This is a genomic window from Candidatus Tisiphia endosymbiont of Piscicola geometra, assembly GCF_964026415.1.
Taxonomy (GTDB): Bacteria; Pseudomonadota; Alphaproteobacteria; order Rickettsiales; family Rickettsiaceae; genus Tisiphia.
Window position 1 is genome coordinate 649,228 of sequence record NZ_OZ032144.1, and the last position, 16,272, is coordinate 665,499.

Annotated in this window: 17 protein-coding genes and 1 pseudogene; 4 read left to right on the forward strand and 14 right to left on the reverse strand. The window is 32.9% G+C overall.

The window, feature by feature from the left end; genetic code table 11:
- Window positions 1–386: 386 nt before the first annotated feature.
- A complete protein-coding gene (locus AAGD26_RS03030) occupies window positions 387–554 on the forward strand; it encodes a hypothetical protein (protein ID WP_341752178.1) in 168 nt (55 codons plus the stop codon).
- Window positions 555–775: 221 nt separating this feature from the next.
- Here the strand turns inward: AAGD26_RS03030 and AAGD26_RS03035 are convergent, their stop codons facing one another.
- The 12 genes from AAGD26_RS03035 to murC form a co-directional block, all read right to left on the reverse strand.
- Window positions 776–1,606 (reverse strand): SDR family oxidoreductase, encoded by an 831-nt coding sequence (locus AAGD26_RS03035; RefSeq protein WP_341752179.1) that lies wholly within the window; start codon window positions 1,604–1,606, stop codon window positions 776–778.
- Window position 1,607: 1 nt separating this feature from the next.
- Entirely contained in the window at window positions 1,608–1,751 is a 144-nt protein-coding gene (locus AAGD26_RS03040; protein ID WP_341752180.1) for a hypothetical protein, read from the reverse strand.
- Window positions 1,752–1,806: 55 nt separating this feature from the next.
- Window positions 1,807–3,069 carry an ATP-dependent Clp protease ATP-binding subunit ClpX gene (gene clpX, locus AAGD26_RS03045; protein ID WP_341752181.1) on the reverse strand — a complete coding sequence of 421 codons (1,263 nt, stop codon included), beginning with the start codon at window positions 3,067–3,069 and terminating at the stop codon, window positions 1,807–1,809.
- A 231-nt stretch (window positions 3,070–3,300) separates the two neighbouring features.
- Complete coding sequence (gene ftsA, locus AAGD26_RS03050; protein WP_341752182.1) at window positions 3,301–4,539, reverse strand: cell division protein FtsA; 1,239 nt, start codon at window positions 4,537–4,539, stop codon at window positions 3,301–3,303.
- A 5-nt stretch (window positions 4,540–4,544) separates the two neighbouring features.
- Entirely contained in the window at window positions 4,545–5,339 is a 795-nt protein-coding gene (locus tag AAGD26_RS03055) for a cell division protein FtsQ/DivIB (RefSeq protein WP_341752183.1), read from the reverse strand.
- Window positions 5,336–6,301, reverse strand: coding sequence for a D-alanine--D-alanine ligase (locus tag AAGD26_RS03060; RefSeq protein WP_341752184.1), 966 nt, complete (start codon window positions 6,299–6,301; stop codon window positions 5,336–5,338). Before AAGD26_RS03060 ends, AAGD26_RS03055 begins: the two co-directional genes overlap by 4 nt.
- On the reverse strand, window positions 6,294–7,172 hold the full coding sequence (gene murB / locus AAGD26_RS03065) for a UDP-N-acetylmuramate dehydrogenase (protein ID WP_341752185.1): 879 nt from the start codon (window positions 7,170–7,172) through the stop codon (window positions 6,294–6,296). The genes AAGD26_RS03060 and murB overlap by 8 nt, the downstream gene beginning before the upstream one ends.
- 157 nt (window positions 7,173–7,329) lie before the next feature.
- Window positions 7,330–7,647, reverse strand: a complete 318-nt coding sequence (locus AAGD26_RS03070; RefSeq protein WP_341752186.1) for a transposase — start codon at window positions 7,645–7,647, stop codon at window positions 7,330–7,332.
- Window positions 7,648–7,669: 22 nt separating this feature from the next.
- Window positions 7,670–8,188, reverse strand: a complete 519-nt coding sequence (locus AAGD26_RS03075) for an IS630 family transposase (protein ID WP_341751251.1) — start codon at window positions 8,186–8,188, stop codon at window positions 7,670–7,672.
- Complete coding sequence (locus AAGD26_RS03080) at window positions 8,152–8,523, reverse strand: IS630 transposase-related protein (protein ID WP_341751250.1); 372 nt, start codon at window positions 8,521–8,523, stop codon at window positions 8,152–8,154. Before AAGD26_RS03080 ends, AAGD26_RS03075 begins: the two co-directional genes overlap by 37 nt.
- Before the next feature lie 49 nt (window positions 8,524–8,572).
- Window positions 8,573–9,211, reverse strand: a complete 639-nt coding sequence (locus AAGD26_RS03085) for an IS110 family transposase (protein WP_341752187.1) — start codon at window positions 9,209–9,211, stop codon at window positions 8,573–8,575.
- Window positions 9,212–9,490: 279 nt separating this feature from the next.
- Window positions 9,491–10,942, reverse strand: coding sequence for a UDP-N-acetylmuramate--L-alanine ligase (gene murC / locus AAGD26_RS03090; protein ID WP_341752188.1), 1,452 nt, complete (start codon window positions 10,940–10,942; stop codon window positions 9,491–9,493).
- 547 nt (window positions 10,943–11,489) lie between these two features.
- On the opposite strand from murC, the gene AAGD26_RS03095 reads away from it, so the two are divergent.
- The 3 genes and pseudogenes from AAGD26_RS03095 (at window position 11,490) to AAGD26_RS03105 (ending at window position 14,507) form a co-directional block, all read left to right on the forward strand.
- Complete coding sequence (locus AAGD26_RS03095; RefSeq protein WP_341752189.1) at window positions 11,490–11,711, forward strand: hypothetical protein; 222 nt, start codon at window positions 11,490–11,492, stop codon at window positions 11,709–11,711.
- Window positions 11,712–12,670: 959 nt separating this feature from the next.
- Window positions 12,671–13,718 (forward strand): annotated as a pseudogene (locus AAGD26_RS03100) (glycoside hydrolase TIM-barrel-like domain-containing protein); the annotation flags it as partial.
- A 15-nt stretch (window positions 13,719–13,733) separates the two neighbouring features.
- Window positions 13,734–14,507: a phage tail protein gene (locus tag AAGD26_RS03105; protein ID WP_341752304.1), complete on the forward strand. Its 774-nt coding sequence runs from the start codon at window positions 13,734–13,736 to the stop codon at window positions 14,505–14,507.
- 178 nt (window positions 14,508–14,685) lie between these two features.
- Here AAGD26_RS03105 and hpf read toward each other — a convergent pair whose 3' ends face one another.
- Window positions 14,686–15,273 (reverse strand): ribosome hibernation-promoting factor, HPF/YfiA family, encoded by a 588-nt coding sequence (gene hpf, locus AAGD26_RS03110; protein WP_341752190.1) that lies wholly within the window; start codon window positions 15,271–15,273, stop codon window positions 14,686–14,688.
- Window positions 15,274–15,563: 290 nt separating this feature from the next.
- Window positions 15,564–15,935 (reverse strand): hypothetical protein, encoded by a 372-nt coding sequence (locus AAGD26_RS03115; protein WP_341752191.1) that lies wholly within the window; start codon window positions 15,933–15,935, stop codon window positions 15,564–15,566.
- Window positions 15,936–16,272: the final 337 nt, after the last annotated feature.

Genomic DNA, 16,272 nt, shown 5'->3' on the forward strand with positions numbered 1-16,272 from the left:
ACGTTAGTATGCGGTGTATGGGATAGAAAATTAAATTTTCTTTACTGACTACATTTTATCATTTTGCAGATTTTGTCATTTGGGGCATTGTTAGATCAAATAAATTGAATAAATGTTGCTGAAGAGACGTTAATTTTGATAATCTTGCTACTTTACAACCTTTGATAGTGTAATATAAAAAACATTTTTTCCCAACTCTCTTAATGCTTCATAACACATTTTTAAGATATAAGGTCTAATATAAATCTCAGGGTTTGTGGCTTATTGCTTCAAGCCACGCAAACCAGCAATAAAGCCTAATAAATTAAAAGCACAAAAATTGCTCCTTACGTTAAACTGAGGTTACTATACCAGTTTCTAATTATACCAAATATGTTTTTAAACAAATGATAGATGGTGGTAAAAGTTTGCAGGAAATCTTTGATTTAATTAGAGAAGAATTGCAACAAGAAGTTAGTAATGAAGCATTGTTGCATGAAGTAAAGGCTATATTCGCTCCATTTTTTATTACAGGAATTATGTTGCTTCATAACAAATCAGTGAAACTTTTTTAAAATATTAGTTACTCACCTTACACATAGCATTAAAAAGTCACAGGGGAGAAAACCCTTGGGACTTTTAATGCTATGCGTAAAAGATTCCTTTTGCGTTGAAATGTAGTAGATGTTATCTTCTAGACTTTTTGACGGAGCGACTATTTCTTTGACAAACAACAATCACTATCTGCCCAAAGTAGTTAGGCACGAGATAGTTTTATAGAATGTATGCTAAGAACCTAATAAGAAGTAGATTCACCGCCATCCAGTAGAATATTTGAGCCATTTATATGACTAGACTTATTTGAGAGCAAAAATACTACTAAATTTCCGAGATCTTCAGTTTCACCATAAGATTTCAAAGGTATAGAAGAGGTATCTTTTAATAATTGTTCCTCATATGAAATGTTATTTAAACTAGCCTTTTCTGTTATCATATTCTTATGATGTTGCGTTAAAATTGGTCCTGGGGAAATAGCGTTAACACGAATTTTACGTGTAGCAAACAAATGCATCAGATTTTTTATTTCTCCACTCCAAGCAAGTCGTACAACATTGGTATTAGGGTAGGCTGGTAGAAAATTCTTAGAACTACTACCTGAAATTACAACAATGCTACCATTATTATGAATTTTAGGGGCAAAAAAACGTACAACCTCAAGTGGAGCAATAAAAGTTTCTGCAAATACTTTAGTCCATTCGTCTTTACTAGGAATGTCATTTTTATTCAAGGATGGTCTTGGACCAATAAGCACAATTCCTTCGATAGAGGAAAGAGTAATTTTACTTGCCGCATTTTCTATAGTTTTAGTATCTGAAAAATCAATTATCAAGGTTCTAACTGTAATATTAGGGTATTTCTTTTGTAAATCCTTTTGCAAATTAGTTAGTTTATTATTGTTCCTACCAGATACTAGTAGATTATACCCTTCTGATGCTAGCACATCGCATATAGTTGAACCTAATGCACCGGTTGCTGCAGTAACAAGTATAGTACCATTTTGTTTGTGATCACTAGCATTACTGGAGAAATAAAATAGTAGGGTGAAAATAGTAATTAGAAGTCTCATATCAACAATCCTTTAATTTTGATAATAGATTATTTTTTAGTCCAGTTCTAGATGAATTATAACTCTTCTCTTCTAAACCATATTTATAGAACATTTTTACAATAACAAATATATTAATGTTATTAATAATAAGAAATCCTAACATGAACTTCAATATCTATATTAATGATCAGCTATATCAGAAATTAGAATACCTAGTACTAAACCGCCATACGTTTTTTCGTAGGTTTTACATAATTTTTTGGGGTAACTACTGGCTGAGCTGTACCATCTATAACATCTTTTGAAATATGTACATGCATTTTTTTTAGATTGGTAACATTATACATGCTGTCAAGTAGCAGTGTCTCAATTATCGATCTAAGACCTCTAGCTCCGGTTTTTCGTGCCAGCGCTTTCTCGGCTATTCCTTCTAAAGCATCATTATCAATTGATAGTTCAACATCGTCTAACTCAAATAATTTATGATATTGCTTGATAACAGCATTTTTGGGTTGAGTTAAAATTGCCACCAAAGATGCTTTGTCTAGGTCATCTAAAGTTGCTACTACTGGAAGCCTACCGATGAATTCTGGAATTAACCCAAACTTTACTAGATCTTCAATTTCTAATGATTTGAGTATTTCGCTGTGGTTTTTTTCTTGTTTTGATTGGACATTTGCCGCAAAACCAATCGAACTTTGAGCAGTACGGGCATTAATGATATTATCTATCCCCATGAAAGCTCCACCGCATATGAACAAAATATTGGAAGTATCTACTTGAACAAAATCTTGCTGTGGGTGTTTTCTGCCACCTTGGGGAGGAACAGAAGCAATAGTTCCTTCCATGATTTTAAGTAATGCTTGTTGGACTCCTTCTCCTGATACATCTCTTGTTATGGAAGGGTTTTCAGATTTTCTAGCGATTTTATCTACTTCATCTATATAAACAATGCCTCGTTGGGCTTTGGCTATATTAAAGTCTGCTGCTTGTAATAATCTTAGCAAGATATTTTCAACATCTTCACCAACATAGCCAGCTTCGGTTAAAGAAGTGGCGTCTGCCATAGTGAAAGGTACATCAAGAATCTTTGCTAAGGTTTGTGCCAAAAGGGTTTTACCAGAGCCAGTAGAACCAATAATTAGGATATTTGATTTATTTAATTCGACATCATTATTACCTGACTCGATATATTCTAATCGTTTATAGTGATTATATACCGCAACTGATAAAACTTTTTTTGCCTGATCTTGACCAATTACGTAATCATTAAGAGTAGAAAAAATTCTGTGTGGTGTTGGAATTAAAGAGGCAACTTGTTTAAGATTTACTTTAGTCTCTTCTTTTATAATATCACGGCACAGTTCAATACATTCATTACAAATAAATACTGTTGGTCCAGCAATTAATTTTATTACTTCATATTGATTTTTACCACAAAAAGAACAGTTTAATTCTTTTTTTCCAACTTCCCCTGACATGATTCCGCTTTATTTAATTTATGAGTTTAATATAGCTTATATACATCTAATATAGATAAGTTATTTAGGTAAGTCTAATATATTTTCAAGACACGCGAATTTAGGATAAGAATTTGTCAATTCTTATATACTCAAATTCGGTGAAATTATAATTGCTTCGCTTACGCTTGCAATGACGTATTTTTTAATAATTCTAAAAAACTTGATTATCGAGTATTAGGCATTTTCTTTTCAAATATTCTCTTTTAGCCAAATTAGAAACTTTTTAAACCAACTAGTATCGTTATTATCATTAATATCAAAATTATTTTTTTGTATTTTTAAAGATTGATTTTTTACCATACCTATAGAAGTGGAGTATATATGGGGATTATAATCTTCAGCAAAACCTAGTAAGACCTCTGGTTTACCAATTCGTACTTGTTTTTCAAAAATTTTGCTTGCCAGTTCTTTTACTCCTCGAAGCATTGCCCCACCGCCGGTAATAACGATGCGATACGCGATCATATTACCTGCAACAACCTTGTCATATTCTGCTTGAACCATCAATAATATTTCTTCTACTCTTGGATTAATGACAGATGCAAGATACTTTGAAGTAATTGTTGGTCTGCCGCTATCAGGAATCTCCATTTCAGAATCTTCTAAACTAATAACACTATCTTTATCAAAAGAAGACGGCATAGCATTACCATAAAGAATTTTAAGTTTTTCTGCAACGTTAAGGCTTACCGAAAAGACTTTTGCTATGTCAGATGTAATATGAAAGCTACCTATATCTATGTAGCTTGTATATAGTAATTTACCTGAGACGAATACACCAAATGAGGTAGTTCTAGCACCCATATCAATTATAATAGAACCAAGAGCTTTTTCATCTTCTGAAAGACAAGCAATTCCCGAAGCGTAAATTGCTAATATAATATTATTTATTTCAACATGACATTTTGCAAAACAATTGGTAATATTCATCAGCATATTAGAATTTGCTGTAATAATATGTAATTCACACCCTAATTCTTTGCCAAACATCCCAACTGGGTCTTCAATAGCATTATTATCGTCAAGAATAAATTCTATAGGAAAATAATGAATAATTTCTTGGTCTTTAAGCTTGAACTCCAATAAGGCTTTTTTGATAAGTTTTTTGATATCTTGCTGTGAAATTGGCTGATTAGAAAGTTTTATTTTATTATTTATGTAATAAGACTTAGTGCCATAGCCTGTTAGTGATATAGTTATTTTTTTTATGTTTTTACCGCAATCTTTTTCTAATGCATAAATCGCCCCGACTATGCTATTTTCTGCCTCTTTTAAATCTAATATGACTCCTGATTTAATGCCTTTTGAGTAATACAGATTTTGGCTTATTATTTTTGCTTCCTCTCTTTTGTCAATATATGCCGCAATGCAAGCTATTTTACTACTACCAAGGTCAAGAGTAACAAAGTTAGACAATTTGGCTTTCATAACTTTTAATATTTTTCCATGTAAACTTTACTCGAATCTCGTAAATCTACAATTTTATAGTTCTGATTAAATAATATATTTTCCATATCCAATCCTGCAAGATAATCTAAAGCATGTTCAAACCTTAAGTCCGGCATTTTAACAGTAATACCTTGTTCTAGATTTAAATCCCAACGTCTTCCTCCATAACGTACAGAAGAGATAATTTTTTTAGCTAATTCAGGGTGTTTAGCTAAATCCTGAATTAATTTGCTAGTATAAATATTAGCATCTGATCCCACAACATGCAAAAGATTAGAGAAACTACCTATATTATTGGTAATTTTATATCCTTCTTGATCAATAAGAAAAACTTGCCCGTTAATCTGCCAAATAGCAATAGGCACTCTCTCAATTAATCTTATGTAAATAGTGTTAGGTAATCTTCTCTCGATAATTGCAACATTTTTAATCCAAGGATTGCGTTCCAAATTATTCTTTATTGCCTCCATATCTATAGAAAGAATAGGTGTACCCTTATCAGCATTTAAAGTAGCCAATATATCTTCTGCCTTAGTATTATATTGTCCTTCTATTAAAACATTTTCAAGTTTAAATCCAATATCAGAAGTAAATTCGTAAGTATTTTGGATAATTTCTTGTCTTATAGGAGCAAAATAGCTAGTAAAGAAAAATGCAGACAGCAAAACCACTAGGGCAATTTTAATAAAAAATACCACTCTAATATACAACACTGCCAACTTTCGTCGCAGCGGTATATTGGCTTTTTTCTTCTTATTAGACGCTTTATTCCTCTTCATGTGTCAATACATGCTGTTTCTAAAATTCTTTCAACTAGTGTACGGAAATCCATCCCCTGTAAGGCAGCTATTTCTGGTATAATCGATAAGGAAGTCATACCAGGATGGGTGTTAACTTCTAGAGTAAAAAATTCATTCTTGCTTTCATCAAAAATAAACTCCGCTCTAACTACACCTCTACAATTCATGGTTTGATATATTTTTTCCGACTCTTCTAATAATTTATTATACATATTCTGTGGTAGTGGAGCTGGACATAAATGCTCAGCAAATCCATCTGTGTATTTAGTCTTATAATCATAAAAACGCTGTTTCAGGAGTTTTATTTCCAATACCCCTAAAGCTTTGCCGTTTAAAACGGCTACCTGCATTTCTCTCCCCTTAATATATTCTTCAATCATTACCTGAGCACCATAAGGAAAATCATAATCAGCAAAGTTAAAATCATCTTCAACAAATATTACTTCAACGCCTATGCTTGATCCTTGGGTGAGAGGTTTTATCACATATGGTCTTGGCATAGGGTCGTTGCTAATATTGTCAGATTTATTAATGACAATACTCTTGGCTATCTTAATATCATTAGCAACAAACCATGCTTTTGCATGTGTTTTACTAAATGCTAAAGAAGAAGCAAGAACACCACTATGAGTATAAGGAATTCGTAGGATATTGAGTAATCCAGGCAAACAACCATCTTCACCATAAGTGCCATGCAAACAATTATAAACTATATCAGGCTTTATCTGCAACAATACTGAAGCAATATCTACTCCCATATCTATGAAAGTAACTTTATACCCACTATCTACCAAAGCTTGGTTAACCCCCGAAGACGATACTAAAGAAACTTCTCGCTCAGCCGACATACCGCCACCTACTACTGCCACATGTTTTTTTCCTTTATCGCTTAATATTGTAACCTTAGAATTGGCAATAAAGCTTGTTTGATATTTATGCATATTTCCCTATTCGTTTAATCTCCCATTCTAAACTAATTCCACTATCTTCAAATACATTTTTTTTAACAAGATCACCTAGATCTTCTAAATCACGAGCAGAGCTATTACCATGGTTTATCATAAAATTACAATGTAGTTGTGACATAGAAGCCCCGCCAATTCTGTATCCCCTCATACCAGCTTTGTCAATTAATTGCCATGCTTTATGATTATCTGGATTAGCAAATGTACTGCCGCTCGTCCGTTCTTTAATCGGCTGGGTTGCTAGTCTATTTTTATTTATTTCATTCATTTTTTCTAAGATCATATGACTATCTCCTATAGCTGTCTTAAAGATCGCCTTGGTAATAATCAACTCTTGTGGTAAATTATTACCACGATATTTAAAACCTATCTCCTCGTTAGGGATTAGGATAAAATTCCCTCTAGAATCTATTGCTTCAATTGCTATTATGATATCTTTAAACTCTGAACCATACGCCCCAGCGTTCATAACCACTCCACCACCTATAGTACCCGGTATACCGCTGAGAAACTCAAAGCCAGTAATTGAATGTACCTGACAAAATTTAGCAAGGTTAAAATTAAGGCAACTACTCCCTACCGATATTTGATTATTCGGCATTAATTCTATATTAGTAAAATTTTGACCAAGTTTTATTACAACTCCCTCTATACCACCATCTCTAATAATAATATTTGATCCAGCCCCTAAAACAGTTATTGGTCTCTGTTGTTGGTTTTGTGCTACAAAATCTGCTAAAGTCATTGAGTCTAATGGTTTAAAAAATATCTCCGCAGGTCCACCAACTTTAAACCAAGTTAGATGACTTAGATTGTAATTATTCCTATATTCACCAAGTAATGCCATAATTATAAAATATCTATCTTTGACTTATGCAGCAAGTCTAATAAATTTGTTAAAATAACGTCATCGCGAAAAGCTACTTTAGTAGCGACAAAGCAATCCAAAAAATGACCAAAAATGGATCAACTATGTTCGCAATAAAAATTTAAATAAATTTGGTTTAAATTTTTATTGCTTCTGCAGAGCTAGTTAAATCACGTAACTTAGCGTTTGCAATCACAATGATTTTCCGCATTAATGCTACCATCGCCACCATTTTCTTTTTTCCTCTATTGATCAATTTTTCATAAAATACCTTCAGTTCAGAGTTAGAATTTCTAGCAGCCATAGCAGCTACAAACAACATAGGTCTAACAAAACTTCTACCATGACCTGTATGTCTATATCCGCTATATCTACCGCTATCATTAGATATTGGTGCAACACCTACTAATGATGCTATTTGTTTGCGGTTCAATGTACCAAGTTCAGGTAACAAAGCTATAGTAAATCAAATTGAATTAGGTGACAAAGAAGAAAGAAATTGCCTCAGATAATGTACCAGTTTCAGCTATTTTGCTTCGAATCCATCTCTTCATATTAGCCCAAAATTTCTCTATTGGATTTAAGTTTGGCGAATACGGTGGCAAAAAAATAACTTCACAACCAACTGATTCTATTAGCTCCTTTGTCTTTTGAGATTTATGAAAACTAACGTTATCCATCACTACAACCTGTCCTGATGTTAACTCTTTAATCAAGAATTTTTCAACCCAATTATTAAATAGTTCTGTATTACAAGTTTTATTAAAAACAAAAGGGGCTATTGACTTGTTATTTACTAAACCAGCTATTATATTGGTCCTTTGGTAATGTTTCCCACTCTTCTTGCCAATCAATAATTCTCCTATCTTACCCCAACCTCTATCTTGGCAAATTGTCATATCTATCCCACTTTCATCAAGATATACTATTTTATCTTTATCATATTTACTGATCTTTTCTAAATAATCAGATCGTTTTTCTGCACTTGCTTCCAAGTAGCTAAAGGTTTTTTTTTATAACTAAATCCTAACTTTTTTAATATATTAGCCGCTTGTGAACCTGTAATTCCAAAATTCTTACCAATGTCTTGCAACTTACTATTAGGGTTATTTGTTACGAAATGTTCTAATGCTTTTTTATCAACTTTACTTTTAATCCCTAGTCTCGCCTTTGCTAATACTGTTCCTTCTTTTTTTTTCCTTACGTTCCAACGGCTAATTGTATTCTTATGTATATCAAATATCTTAGCAGCAGATTTCTGACTATTACCTTTTTCTATATAATTTATTACTTTTTCTCTTAAATCTTGACTATATGGACTTGTTGACATTTTTTCCTTTATTTATACCACATCTTATCATCTAATTCAATTTGATTTACTATATAAGCTCATTAGATACTACTGTGCCTATACCACTAATAGTTTGCAGTGTCTCTTTCTTAGCCTGCAAGAGTTTATCTTTTGCTATTAAGTCATCTATTTTTTTAGTAATAGATGCAATTTGTTCTTCTAGTACTTCGATTATTTTAACACAACTAGACTTGATTAAATCAGCTCTCGGGGACTGAAACCTATTTTTTTCTGCAATCAACATTTGTTTGAGGTCGTTCCTACGTCCGACTAATTCATACAAGTTTAAAGCTTGCTTAGATTGTACTTTAAATAGTTCTAATCTTTCTGACCGTTCAAAACCATAAAGTGCTAGAGCTTTAGCATCAAGACTATCAGTTTTAGCTGCATTCCCAAAAGACCTAATAAAGTTTTTAACTTTGCGAGTATTGGCTCTATGTACAGCAAAACCCTGATTGCAAAGCGTTAGTAATAGTTCCATTTCATATCCACCTGTGGTTTCTAAAACACACAATGCAGAACTAATCTCTTTTTTGTAATCCTTGATAAAATCAGCTATTCCATTAGAGTTGTTATTATATTCTTTAGTTTCTTTTTTTCCATGAATAGCAACAACAAAATTGAATTTTCCTATATCAAGACCAATAAAATTATTATATAATGGCATAATACCTCGAAGACTTTTAATGTTTACGATTGTAAGCGGGAGTGCAAAGGCATCCCAATCAACTATTCAAACGTCTCGGGGATTTGGGCTAGAGTACCAAGATCCATACGATCTTAAGACCAATTGCTTCACGGTCGCTCACGCCTGCACAGCGATAGTCATTTAGTATTATTAATGACTATCGCTGTAATACCCCCTTATAAGTCAGTATAAATCATTATTTATATTGACTTCAACATCTATTATATCATACTTTTAACTTACAATTGCTTCGCTGGCTTACGCCTTCTCGCAATGACGTTCTCGCGTAAATTGCTGATGCAAATTATTTGCCCAAGTAGAAATACTCCCAGCACCCATCATAATTATTATATCATTTGGCATAGCCTCCTTGGCAATAAGGCCAGCTATATCCTCGTGATTCTCAATAAATGATACCATTGCATGGGATTTAGTATTTTTGATTTTGTTTACTAAATCTCTTCCCGTTATACCATCTATTGGCTGTTCACCAGCAGCATATATATCTGTAATATACAACTGGTCAGCGTCAGAAAAACAAGTTACAAAATCATCAAATAAATATTTAACTCTTGAATATCTATGTGGTTGAAAGATTGCTATAACCTTACTATTTCGCTTATTAGCAATATTTCTTGCCGTAGCAAGTGTAGCTTTTACTTCCTCCGGATGGTGAGCATAATCATCAATTATCGTAGCATTGTTATATTCTGCCACTTTAGTGAATCGGCGTTTTATCCCTTTAAAGCTATTAAATCCATTTTTAATAATTTTGATACCAAAATCAAGCTCCACAGCTATCGCGATAGCAGCAAGAGCATTAAGGATATTATGTCTTCCTGGGGTAGGTAAAGTAATTCTCTCGATAGTTGTTACGCCATTTACATTAGGTAAACTAATTCGCACATCAAAAGTTGACGATTCAATATCAGAATCTAAATTAAAGGCTTGTATGTTAGCATCATCCGAGTCTATTCCATAAGTTATGATTCTACGCTCAACTATGTCATTTACTAGTTTTCTAACAGCTTGATGATCAATACAAACAACTGCAAAACCATAAAATGGTAAATTAGTTATAAAACTTCTAAAAGCTTGAATTAAACTATCAAAATCATGGTAAAAATCTAGATGTTCAGGATCGATATTAGTTATTACCGCAATGGTTGCTGGTATGTGAATGAAAGTTGCGTCAGACTCATCAGCTTCGGCTATCAGATAATTACCAGACCCAAGATAGGCATTAGTAGATTTACTATTAACAATACCACCATTAATTAAAGTTGGACAAAGCCCAGCTGCTTCAAATAAACAAGCAACTAGTGATGTTGTAGTAGTCTTTCCATGCGAACCAGAGATTGCTACAGAACATTTTAGCCTCATTAATTCAGCCAGCATCTCAGCCCGCCTAATTATTGGTATCTTTCTATGTAAGGCTTCCTGAATTTCAGGATTATCTTTATTTATAGCTGATGATACCACTACATATGAAACATTAGTGACATTTTGTCCTTGATGACCTAGGAAAACCTTAATACCATTATTTTCTAGTCTTTTGGTATTATAATTTTCTGCTATATCAGACCCTTGCACTTTATATCCGAGATTATGTAGTATTTCGGCAATGCCACTCATACCGATTCCTCCGATACCTATAAAATGTATCGTATCAAGAGTTCCGTTTATTTTTTTTAGTTCTAATAAAAACATTTTAATAATAGTTATAGTTGTTTATCTCTTGCATAATCAGTTTTTAACCAAAGGTCAAGCTTTAAGAAAAAAATTTCGATTGATTTGAGTATACTCGGTGAACTTCAAGAATTGGCGTTCCCGCGACCAAAGATCTCCGCTGCTCACGTACTAATGTACGCTCCGCTGCTCGACTTTGACACTCCTAGCTCTTCTTGAAGTTGACCTTCGTCTACCAACTCTTCATTTACGAGCAGTATATATTCCAAAATCTTGAAGTTCACCGAGTATATATATTTTATTATAATAACATAATATAACTAAACACTAAGTACCTTAGATAAATTTTTACAATTAATATAAGAATTCCCACGATAAGAATAAAAAAAGTTGACAACTCTACATGATGATTCAATTACCCGGTGCTTTACAAAAAGGTCAAGTATGCGTATATATGTTCTTCTAGTAAAAGTTAATTACTATAATTTAATAGTTTTGTAATATTTATCTTATATTAATTAACATTTATTAGATTATATCTTTAATTAATACTAATGAGCATAAATTTATGACTGATAGTCTTCCATCTAATAGCTACTTTAGTAAATCAGCAAAAGTAGAGGATGATACTCTTGTTGTTAATCCTACTGTTAATCTTGATACAGTTTCTGATGATTCAGTTTCTCCCCCACCCTTCTCCTTGCCCTACCCTGTTGCTAACTCAACGTTTTACACTTCCCTTGTCGATTTACAGGGAGACACGAACAACCATAATAACGACCACAATTAGGGAATATAAAATTATAGAAACCCATTATGAAAACAAATATGACTATTGCTAAAAAAATATCCACCTACACTTAGTGCAGCTATATTACATGATATAATGCCTTATATTAACTATAAATATAAGATATTAATATGTTTGGTCAGATTCTAGGTAGCGTAGGAAGTAGCATTGGTGGTGTTTTTGGTGGCGGTATATTATCGACCATTGGACGATTTGCAGGTAAAGCATTAGGTGATTATTTAGAACATTTAAATTATGAACCTGAGGAGTATTACCATTTTAAAAATATTAGAGAAAGTTTTTCCTTATCAAAAGCCGTTTATGGGCATCCAATAACCTTAGTTTTTGGTACGGCAAGAGTAAATGGTAAAATAATTTGGGCAAATCAAATTAAGGAAGTACAAGTTACCAGCGTTGCACAACGAGGTTTATCAGCTACTGCTGAAACTGCTTCTATCCACAATTTAACGGAGTGTGAATATTATTTATCCTTTGCAGTTAGCTTATGTGAAGGCGAAATAGCTGAAATTGGTAGAGTATGGGTTAATGATCAGTTACTCAATCTTGAACAATATAAATTCAGGCTTTATTTAGGGTCAGAAGAACAATTACCCGATCCTTTAATTGCTGCGGCTGAGCCTCAAGGTCAAGCACCAGCATTTCGTGGATTAAGTTATGCTGTATTTGAAGACCTACCCTTAGCTGATTTTAATAATTCAGTGCCTAATTTTTCCTTTGAAGTAACTAGGAAGGCTAATATTCCTGATTACGTAGAAAGCAAAAGTGTAGAAGATTTAGTTGAGGCTGTTGACATAATCCCAGGATCCGGAGAGTTTGTTTACGACACTATAATACAATACAAAACTATACAAAACTCTTTAGGCGGTATCATTAGTAAAAAACCAATAAATTCAAATAATTACCGTAATATTGCTAATAGTCTTTATAGTCTAAATCAAATGAAAATTATATGCCCTAACATCAAATGGGTTGCACCAGTTGTATGTTGGTTTGGCGATAGTTTGGATATTGCAAGTTGTACTATTAAACCTGCTGTGGAATTTAATGATCCAAATACACAATACTCAGAACAATGGCAAGTTGGGAAATATTTACGTGATACGGCAAGGCTAGTATCACGAGATGCAGATGATTTTCCTAAATATGGTGGCAGCGTCAATGATGCTAGCTTAATCCGTTACTTACAGGAATTAAAACGTAGAAACTTTAAAGTTATGTTTTATCCAATGTTTTTTTTGGATGTTTGGCAAAAGCCATGGCGTGGTCATTTAACAGGCTGCGTAAATTCAATAGTAGATTTTTTCAATAAAGATGAGGGTTATAATAATTTTATCCTACATTATGCTAAATTGGTTAAAGATCATATTGATGCTTTCGTAATCGGTTCTGAACTAATAGGTTTAACTAGTGTCAAGGATCAATATAATACTTTTCCCGCTGTTACCCAATTGATAAAATTAGCAAAATTAGTCAAAGAAATCGTGGGTAATAATGTACTTGTTACTTATGCAGCAGATTGGTCAGAGTATCATCACACACAAGATGGATGGTATAATTTGGATAAATTATTTGCCTCAGAATATATAGATTTCGTAGGTATTGATGCTTACTTTCCTATAACGAGAAGCATAAATTCAGGAATTTTACCAGAAGAAATCATGAAAGGCTGGCAATCAGGCGAAGGATATGATTACTTTATAGATGAAAATGGTGGCAGGCATCAGTTAGCTGCCGATTATGCTTGGAAGAATTTAAGACATTGGTGGGAGAATTATCATCGTAATCCTGATGGTGTTACAACAGAATGGCAACCAAGAATGAAAAAAATTTGGCTTTCCTTCCATTGATAAAGCAACTAATCAACCTAATATATTCTTTGATCCTTTATGTAGTGATGGTGGAGTACCGAGATATTCTAATGGTGAAGTTGATTTTTCTATTCAGCGTAAAGCTATTCGAAGTTTTATTGAATATTGGCAAACACAAGAATATATCGAACAAATGTTTTTATGGACTTGGGATGCTAGGCCTTACCCAGCTTGGCCACATAGTAATATTTGGCGAGATGGTAACTTATGGGCAAAAGGGCATTGGGTTAATAATAAGTTTGGGGCTTGTAGTTTAGCGGCAATAATTCTCGAATTGTCTTATAAATGCGGTATTCCATTAAAGCACATCGATATATCAACTCTTGATGAAGCTGTAGAAGGGTTGGTATTAAATAAAGCTTTGTCTTGTATTGATGTTATTAACCTTTTGCGTATTATATATTTCTTTGATATCATAGCTTATCAGGAACAAATTAAGTTCACTAAACGTGGATATTCTACCCCTAGTCATATTAGTCCCAAAATATTGGTTAAACTATCAAGCAATAGCTACTTAGAACAAATAGAAATTTCTAAAACTAGCATTATTAGTAAACTAGCACTAAACTTTATCGATCGGTATGATGATTATAATAATAGCTTTTGCCAAATAAATAGTGAGAATTTTTCACACAGACCTATTCCTAACTTAAAACTACCTATTATACTATCTTATCTTGAAGCTGAAAGATTAGGGCAGTTAATCCTAAAAAATGCCGCTACTGAAACTAAAATTTTAAGATTTATCATGCCAGCAAATTTTATTAAATATCAACCAGGAGATTTTATCATATTATATTATCGGAATTATCAATATCAGATTAGAATTATCTCCATGAGATTATTTCGCCTAACAACTGAAATTCACGGAATTATTGATGAAGTTGAGAGTTATATATTCAAGTGAATAGCAGTATATATACTGCTCGTAAATGAAGAGTTGGTAGACGAAGGTCAACTTCAAGAAGAGCTAGGAGTGTCAAAGTCGAGCAGCGGAGCGTACATGAGTAACTAGGCAGCTTCGATCTTTGGTCGCGGGAACGCCAATTCTTGAAGTTCTACCTGAGTATATAAGCAGCAAGAATTTATTTGGAATCTATCCAAGATATATTCCCATCCCGACGGTAATAAACTACATTCATGCGATTAGTATGACTATTTTGAAACATTAAAGCAGGAAGGTTCTCAAGATCCATTTTCATCACTGCTCCACTTACCGATAGAGTTAATATTTCTACAGATTTTTCTGCTATAATTACAGGATTATCATATGCTGCCACATTATCTTCGTCTTCATGTTCATATTGATTGGGTGTTATAGTATATTTAACTGCTTTATTAGATGTTACTTCGGATATTTTAACTCTATCATGACGATCCTTGAGCTTAGATTTATACTTCCTAAGCTGCTTTTCAAGTCTAGCAAGAGCAATATCAAACGCTGAATATATGTCATCTGAAGCAGCGTTACCTTTCAATATCATATGTCTGCCTGTACCATCATTGACGACAATATCACAAACTAGTTGGAATCCTTGTTTAGAGAAATGCACGTTTGCACTAATTATTACATCACAAAAATACTTTTCTGACACCTGCATAGTACGGTTTCTTACATAATCTTGCAAAGAATTCCCAATAGAAATATGTTGACCTGATACTGATATTTGCATAAAATCCTCTTTAATTTAGTTAAGTCAAATATTATATGTAATAGAAAAGAGCTAGCATATACCCAACTACCTATCTATACAACTAATGCATAATCATGTGAATTTCAAGCCATTATTTTGAAATTTTCATAATGGCTTGATAATTGTGGCTTGATAATTGCGTTAAATAGAATGTAAGCTTATATATACTTACTTTAAATTGCTTTTTTAAAATATTGTTCAGTTAAAAAGCGATTCTTTGACCGTAATTTTACCTAAATTGTAACATTTTATAGCTAACTTAAATAAGGTTATAATTTTGTTCTAAATAATGTTTTTTTGTTTTTACTATCTACTGAGTTTTGTTGTGATGACTTTCTAAGCCTAGATTTATTCTTATGTAGCTTTATAATTGCTTTGGTTACTCTTACTACAAAAGATGGCTCAATCCCACCTTCTAAACAAGTTTCTTTAAAAGATTCACTACCACCAAAAATCCATAATTTTGCTTCTTGTTCTAGCTTTTTTGCTGTGCGGAATTTTGATATATTGGTTGCGTCAATAATTGCCTGAGTAATAATAGCTTTACGTAAGATAACATCAGGTGAATTAGTGTATGATTTAAGACGTTCAAATGGGGATTGGAATTTAATAACATTATATATATTTACTTTGTTAACCATAAATTTATTACCATATATTGATTTTAATTAAGTTCTGCGTGCAGAACCTAAGAAGTATAATGATTTTTATGCGTGTACTAATAGTTTCAGGGTAAAAAAGTGTAAATATTTTAAACTTTCTTAATAATTTAACCTGTATTTGATGTAACAAGTTAATACTAGGCTCAAGTAATATACTGCTCGTAAATGAAGAGTTGGTAGACGATAGTATAACTTCAAGAAGAGCTAGGCAGTAGCAAAGTCGAGCAGCGGAGCGTACATGAGTAACGGAGCAGCGGAGATCTTTGGTCGCGGGAACGCCAATTCTTGAAGTTCACCGAGTATAATCCCCATTAGG

Excerpts from the sequence above, each read along its gene's own strand:
- AAGD26_RS03035 (WP_341752179.1), bottom strand. The coding sequence starts at position 1,606 with ATGAGACTTCTAATTACTATTTTCACCCTACTATTTTATTTCTCCAGT.
- murC (WP_341752188.1), bottom strand. The coding sequence starts at position 10,942 with ATGTTTTTATTAGAACTAAAAAAAATAAACGGAACTCTTGATACGATA.
- ftsA (WP_341752182.1), bottom strand. The coding sequence starts at position 4,539 with ATGAAAGCCAAATTGTCTAACTTTGTTACTCTTGACCTTGGTAGTAGT.
- AAGD26_RS03080 (WP_341751250.1), bottom strand. The coding sequence starts at position 8,523 with ATGTCAACAAGTCCATATAGTCAAGATTTAAGAGAAAAAGTAATAAAT.
- clpX (WP_341752181.1), bottom strand. The coding sequence starts at position 3,069 with ATGTCAGGGGAAGTTGGAAAAAAAGAATTAAACTGTTCTTTTTGTGGT.
- AAGD26_RS03085 (WP_341752187.1), bottom strand. The coding sequence starts at position 9,211 with ATGCCATTATATAATAATTTTATTGGTCTTGATATAGGAAAATTCAAT.
- AAGD26_RS03095 (WP_341752189.1), top strand. The coding sequence starts at position 11,490 with ATGACTGATAGTCTTCCATCTAATAGCTACTTTAGTAAATCAGCAAAA.
- AAGD26_RS03115 (WP_341752191.1), bottom strand. The coding sequence starts at position 15,935 with ATGGTTAACAAAGTAAATATATATAATGTTATTAAATTCCAATCCCCA.
- AAGD26_RS03030 (WP_341752178.1), top strand. The coding sequence starts at position 387 with ATGATAGATGGTGGTAAAAGTTTGCAGGAAATCTTTGATTTAATTAGA.
- AAGD26_RS03040 (WP_341752180.1), bottom strand. The coding sequence starts at position 1,751 with ATGTTAGGATTTCTTATTATTAATAACATTAATATATTTGTTATTGTA.
- AAGD26_RS03105 (WP_341752304.1), top strand. The coding sequence starts at position 13,734 with ATGTTTTTATGGACTTGGGATGCTAGGCCTTACCCAGCTTGGCCACAT.
- AAGD26_RS03060 (WP_341752184.1), bottom strand. The coding sequence starts at position 6,301 with ATGCATAAATATCAAACAAGCTTTATTGCCAATTCTAAGGTTACAATA.
- murB (WP_341752185.1), bottom strand. The coding sequence starts at position 7,172 with ATGGCATTACTTGGTGAATATAGGAATAATTACAATCTAAGTCATCTA.
- AAGD26_RS03055 (WP_341752183.1), bottom strand. The coding sequence starts at position 5,339 with ATGAAGAGGAATAAAGCGTCTAATAAGAAGAAAAAAGCCAATATACCG.
- hpf (WP_341752190.1), bottom strand. The coding sequence starts at position 15,273 with ATGCAAATATCAGTATCAGGTCAACATATTTCTATTGGGAATTCTTTG.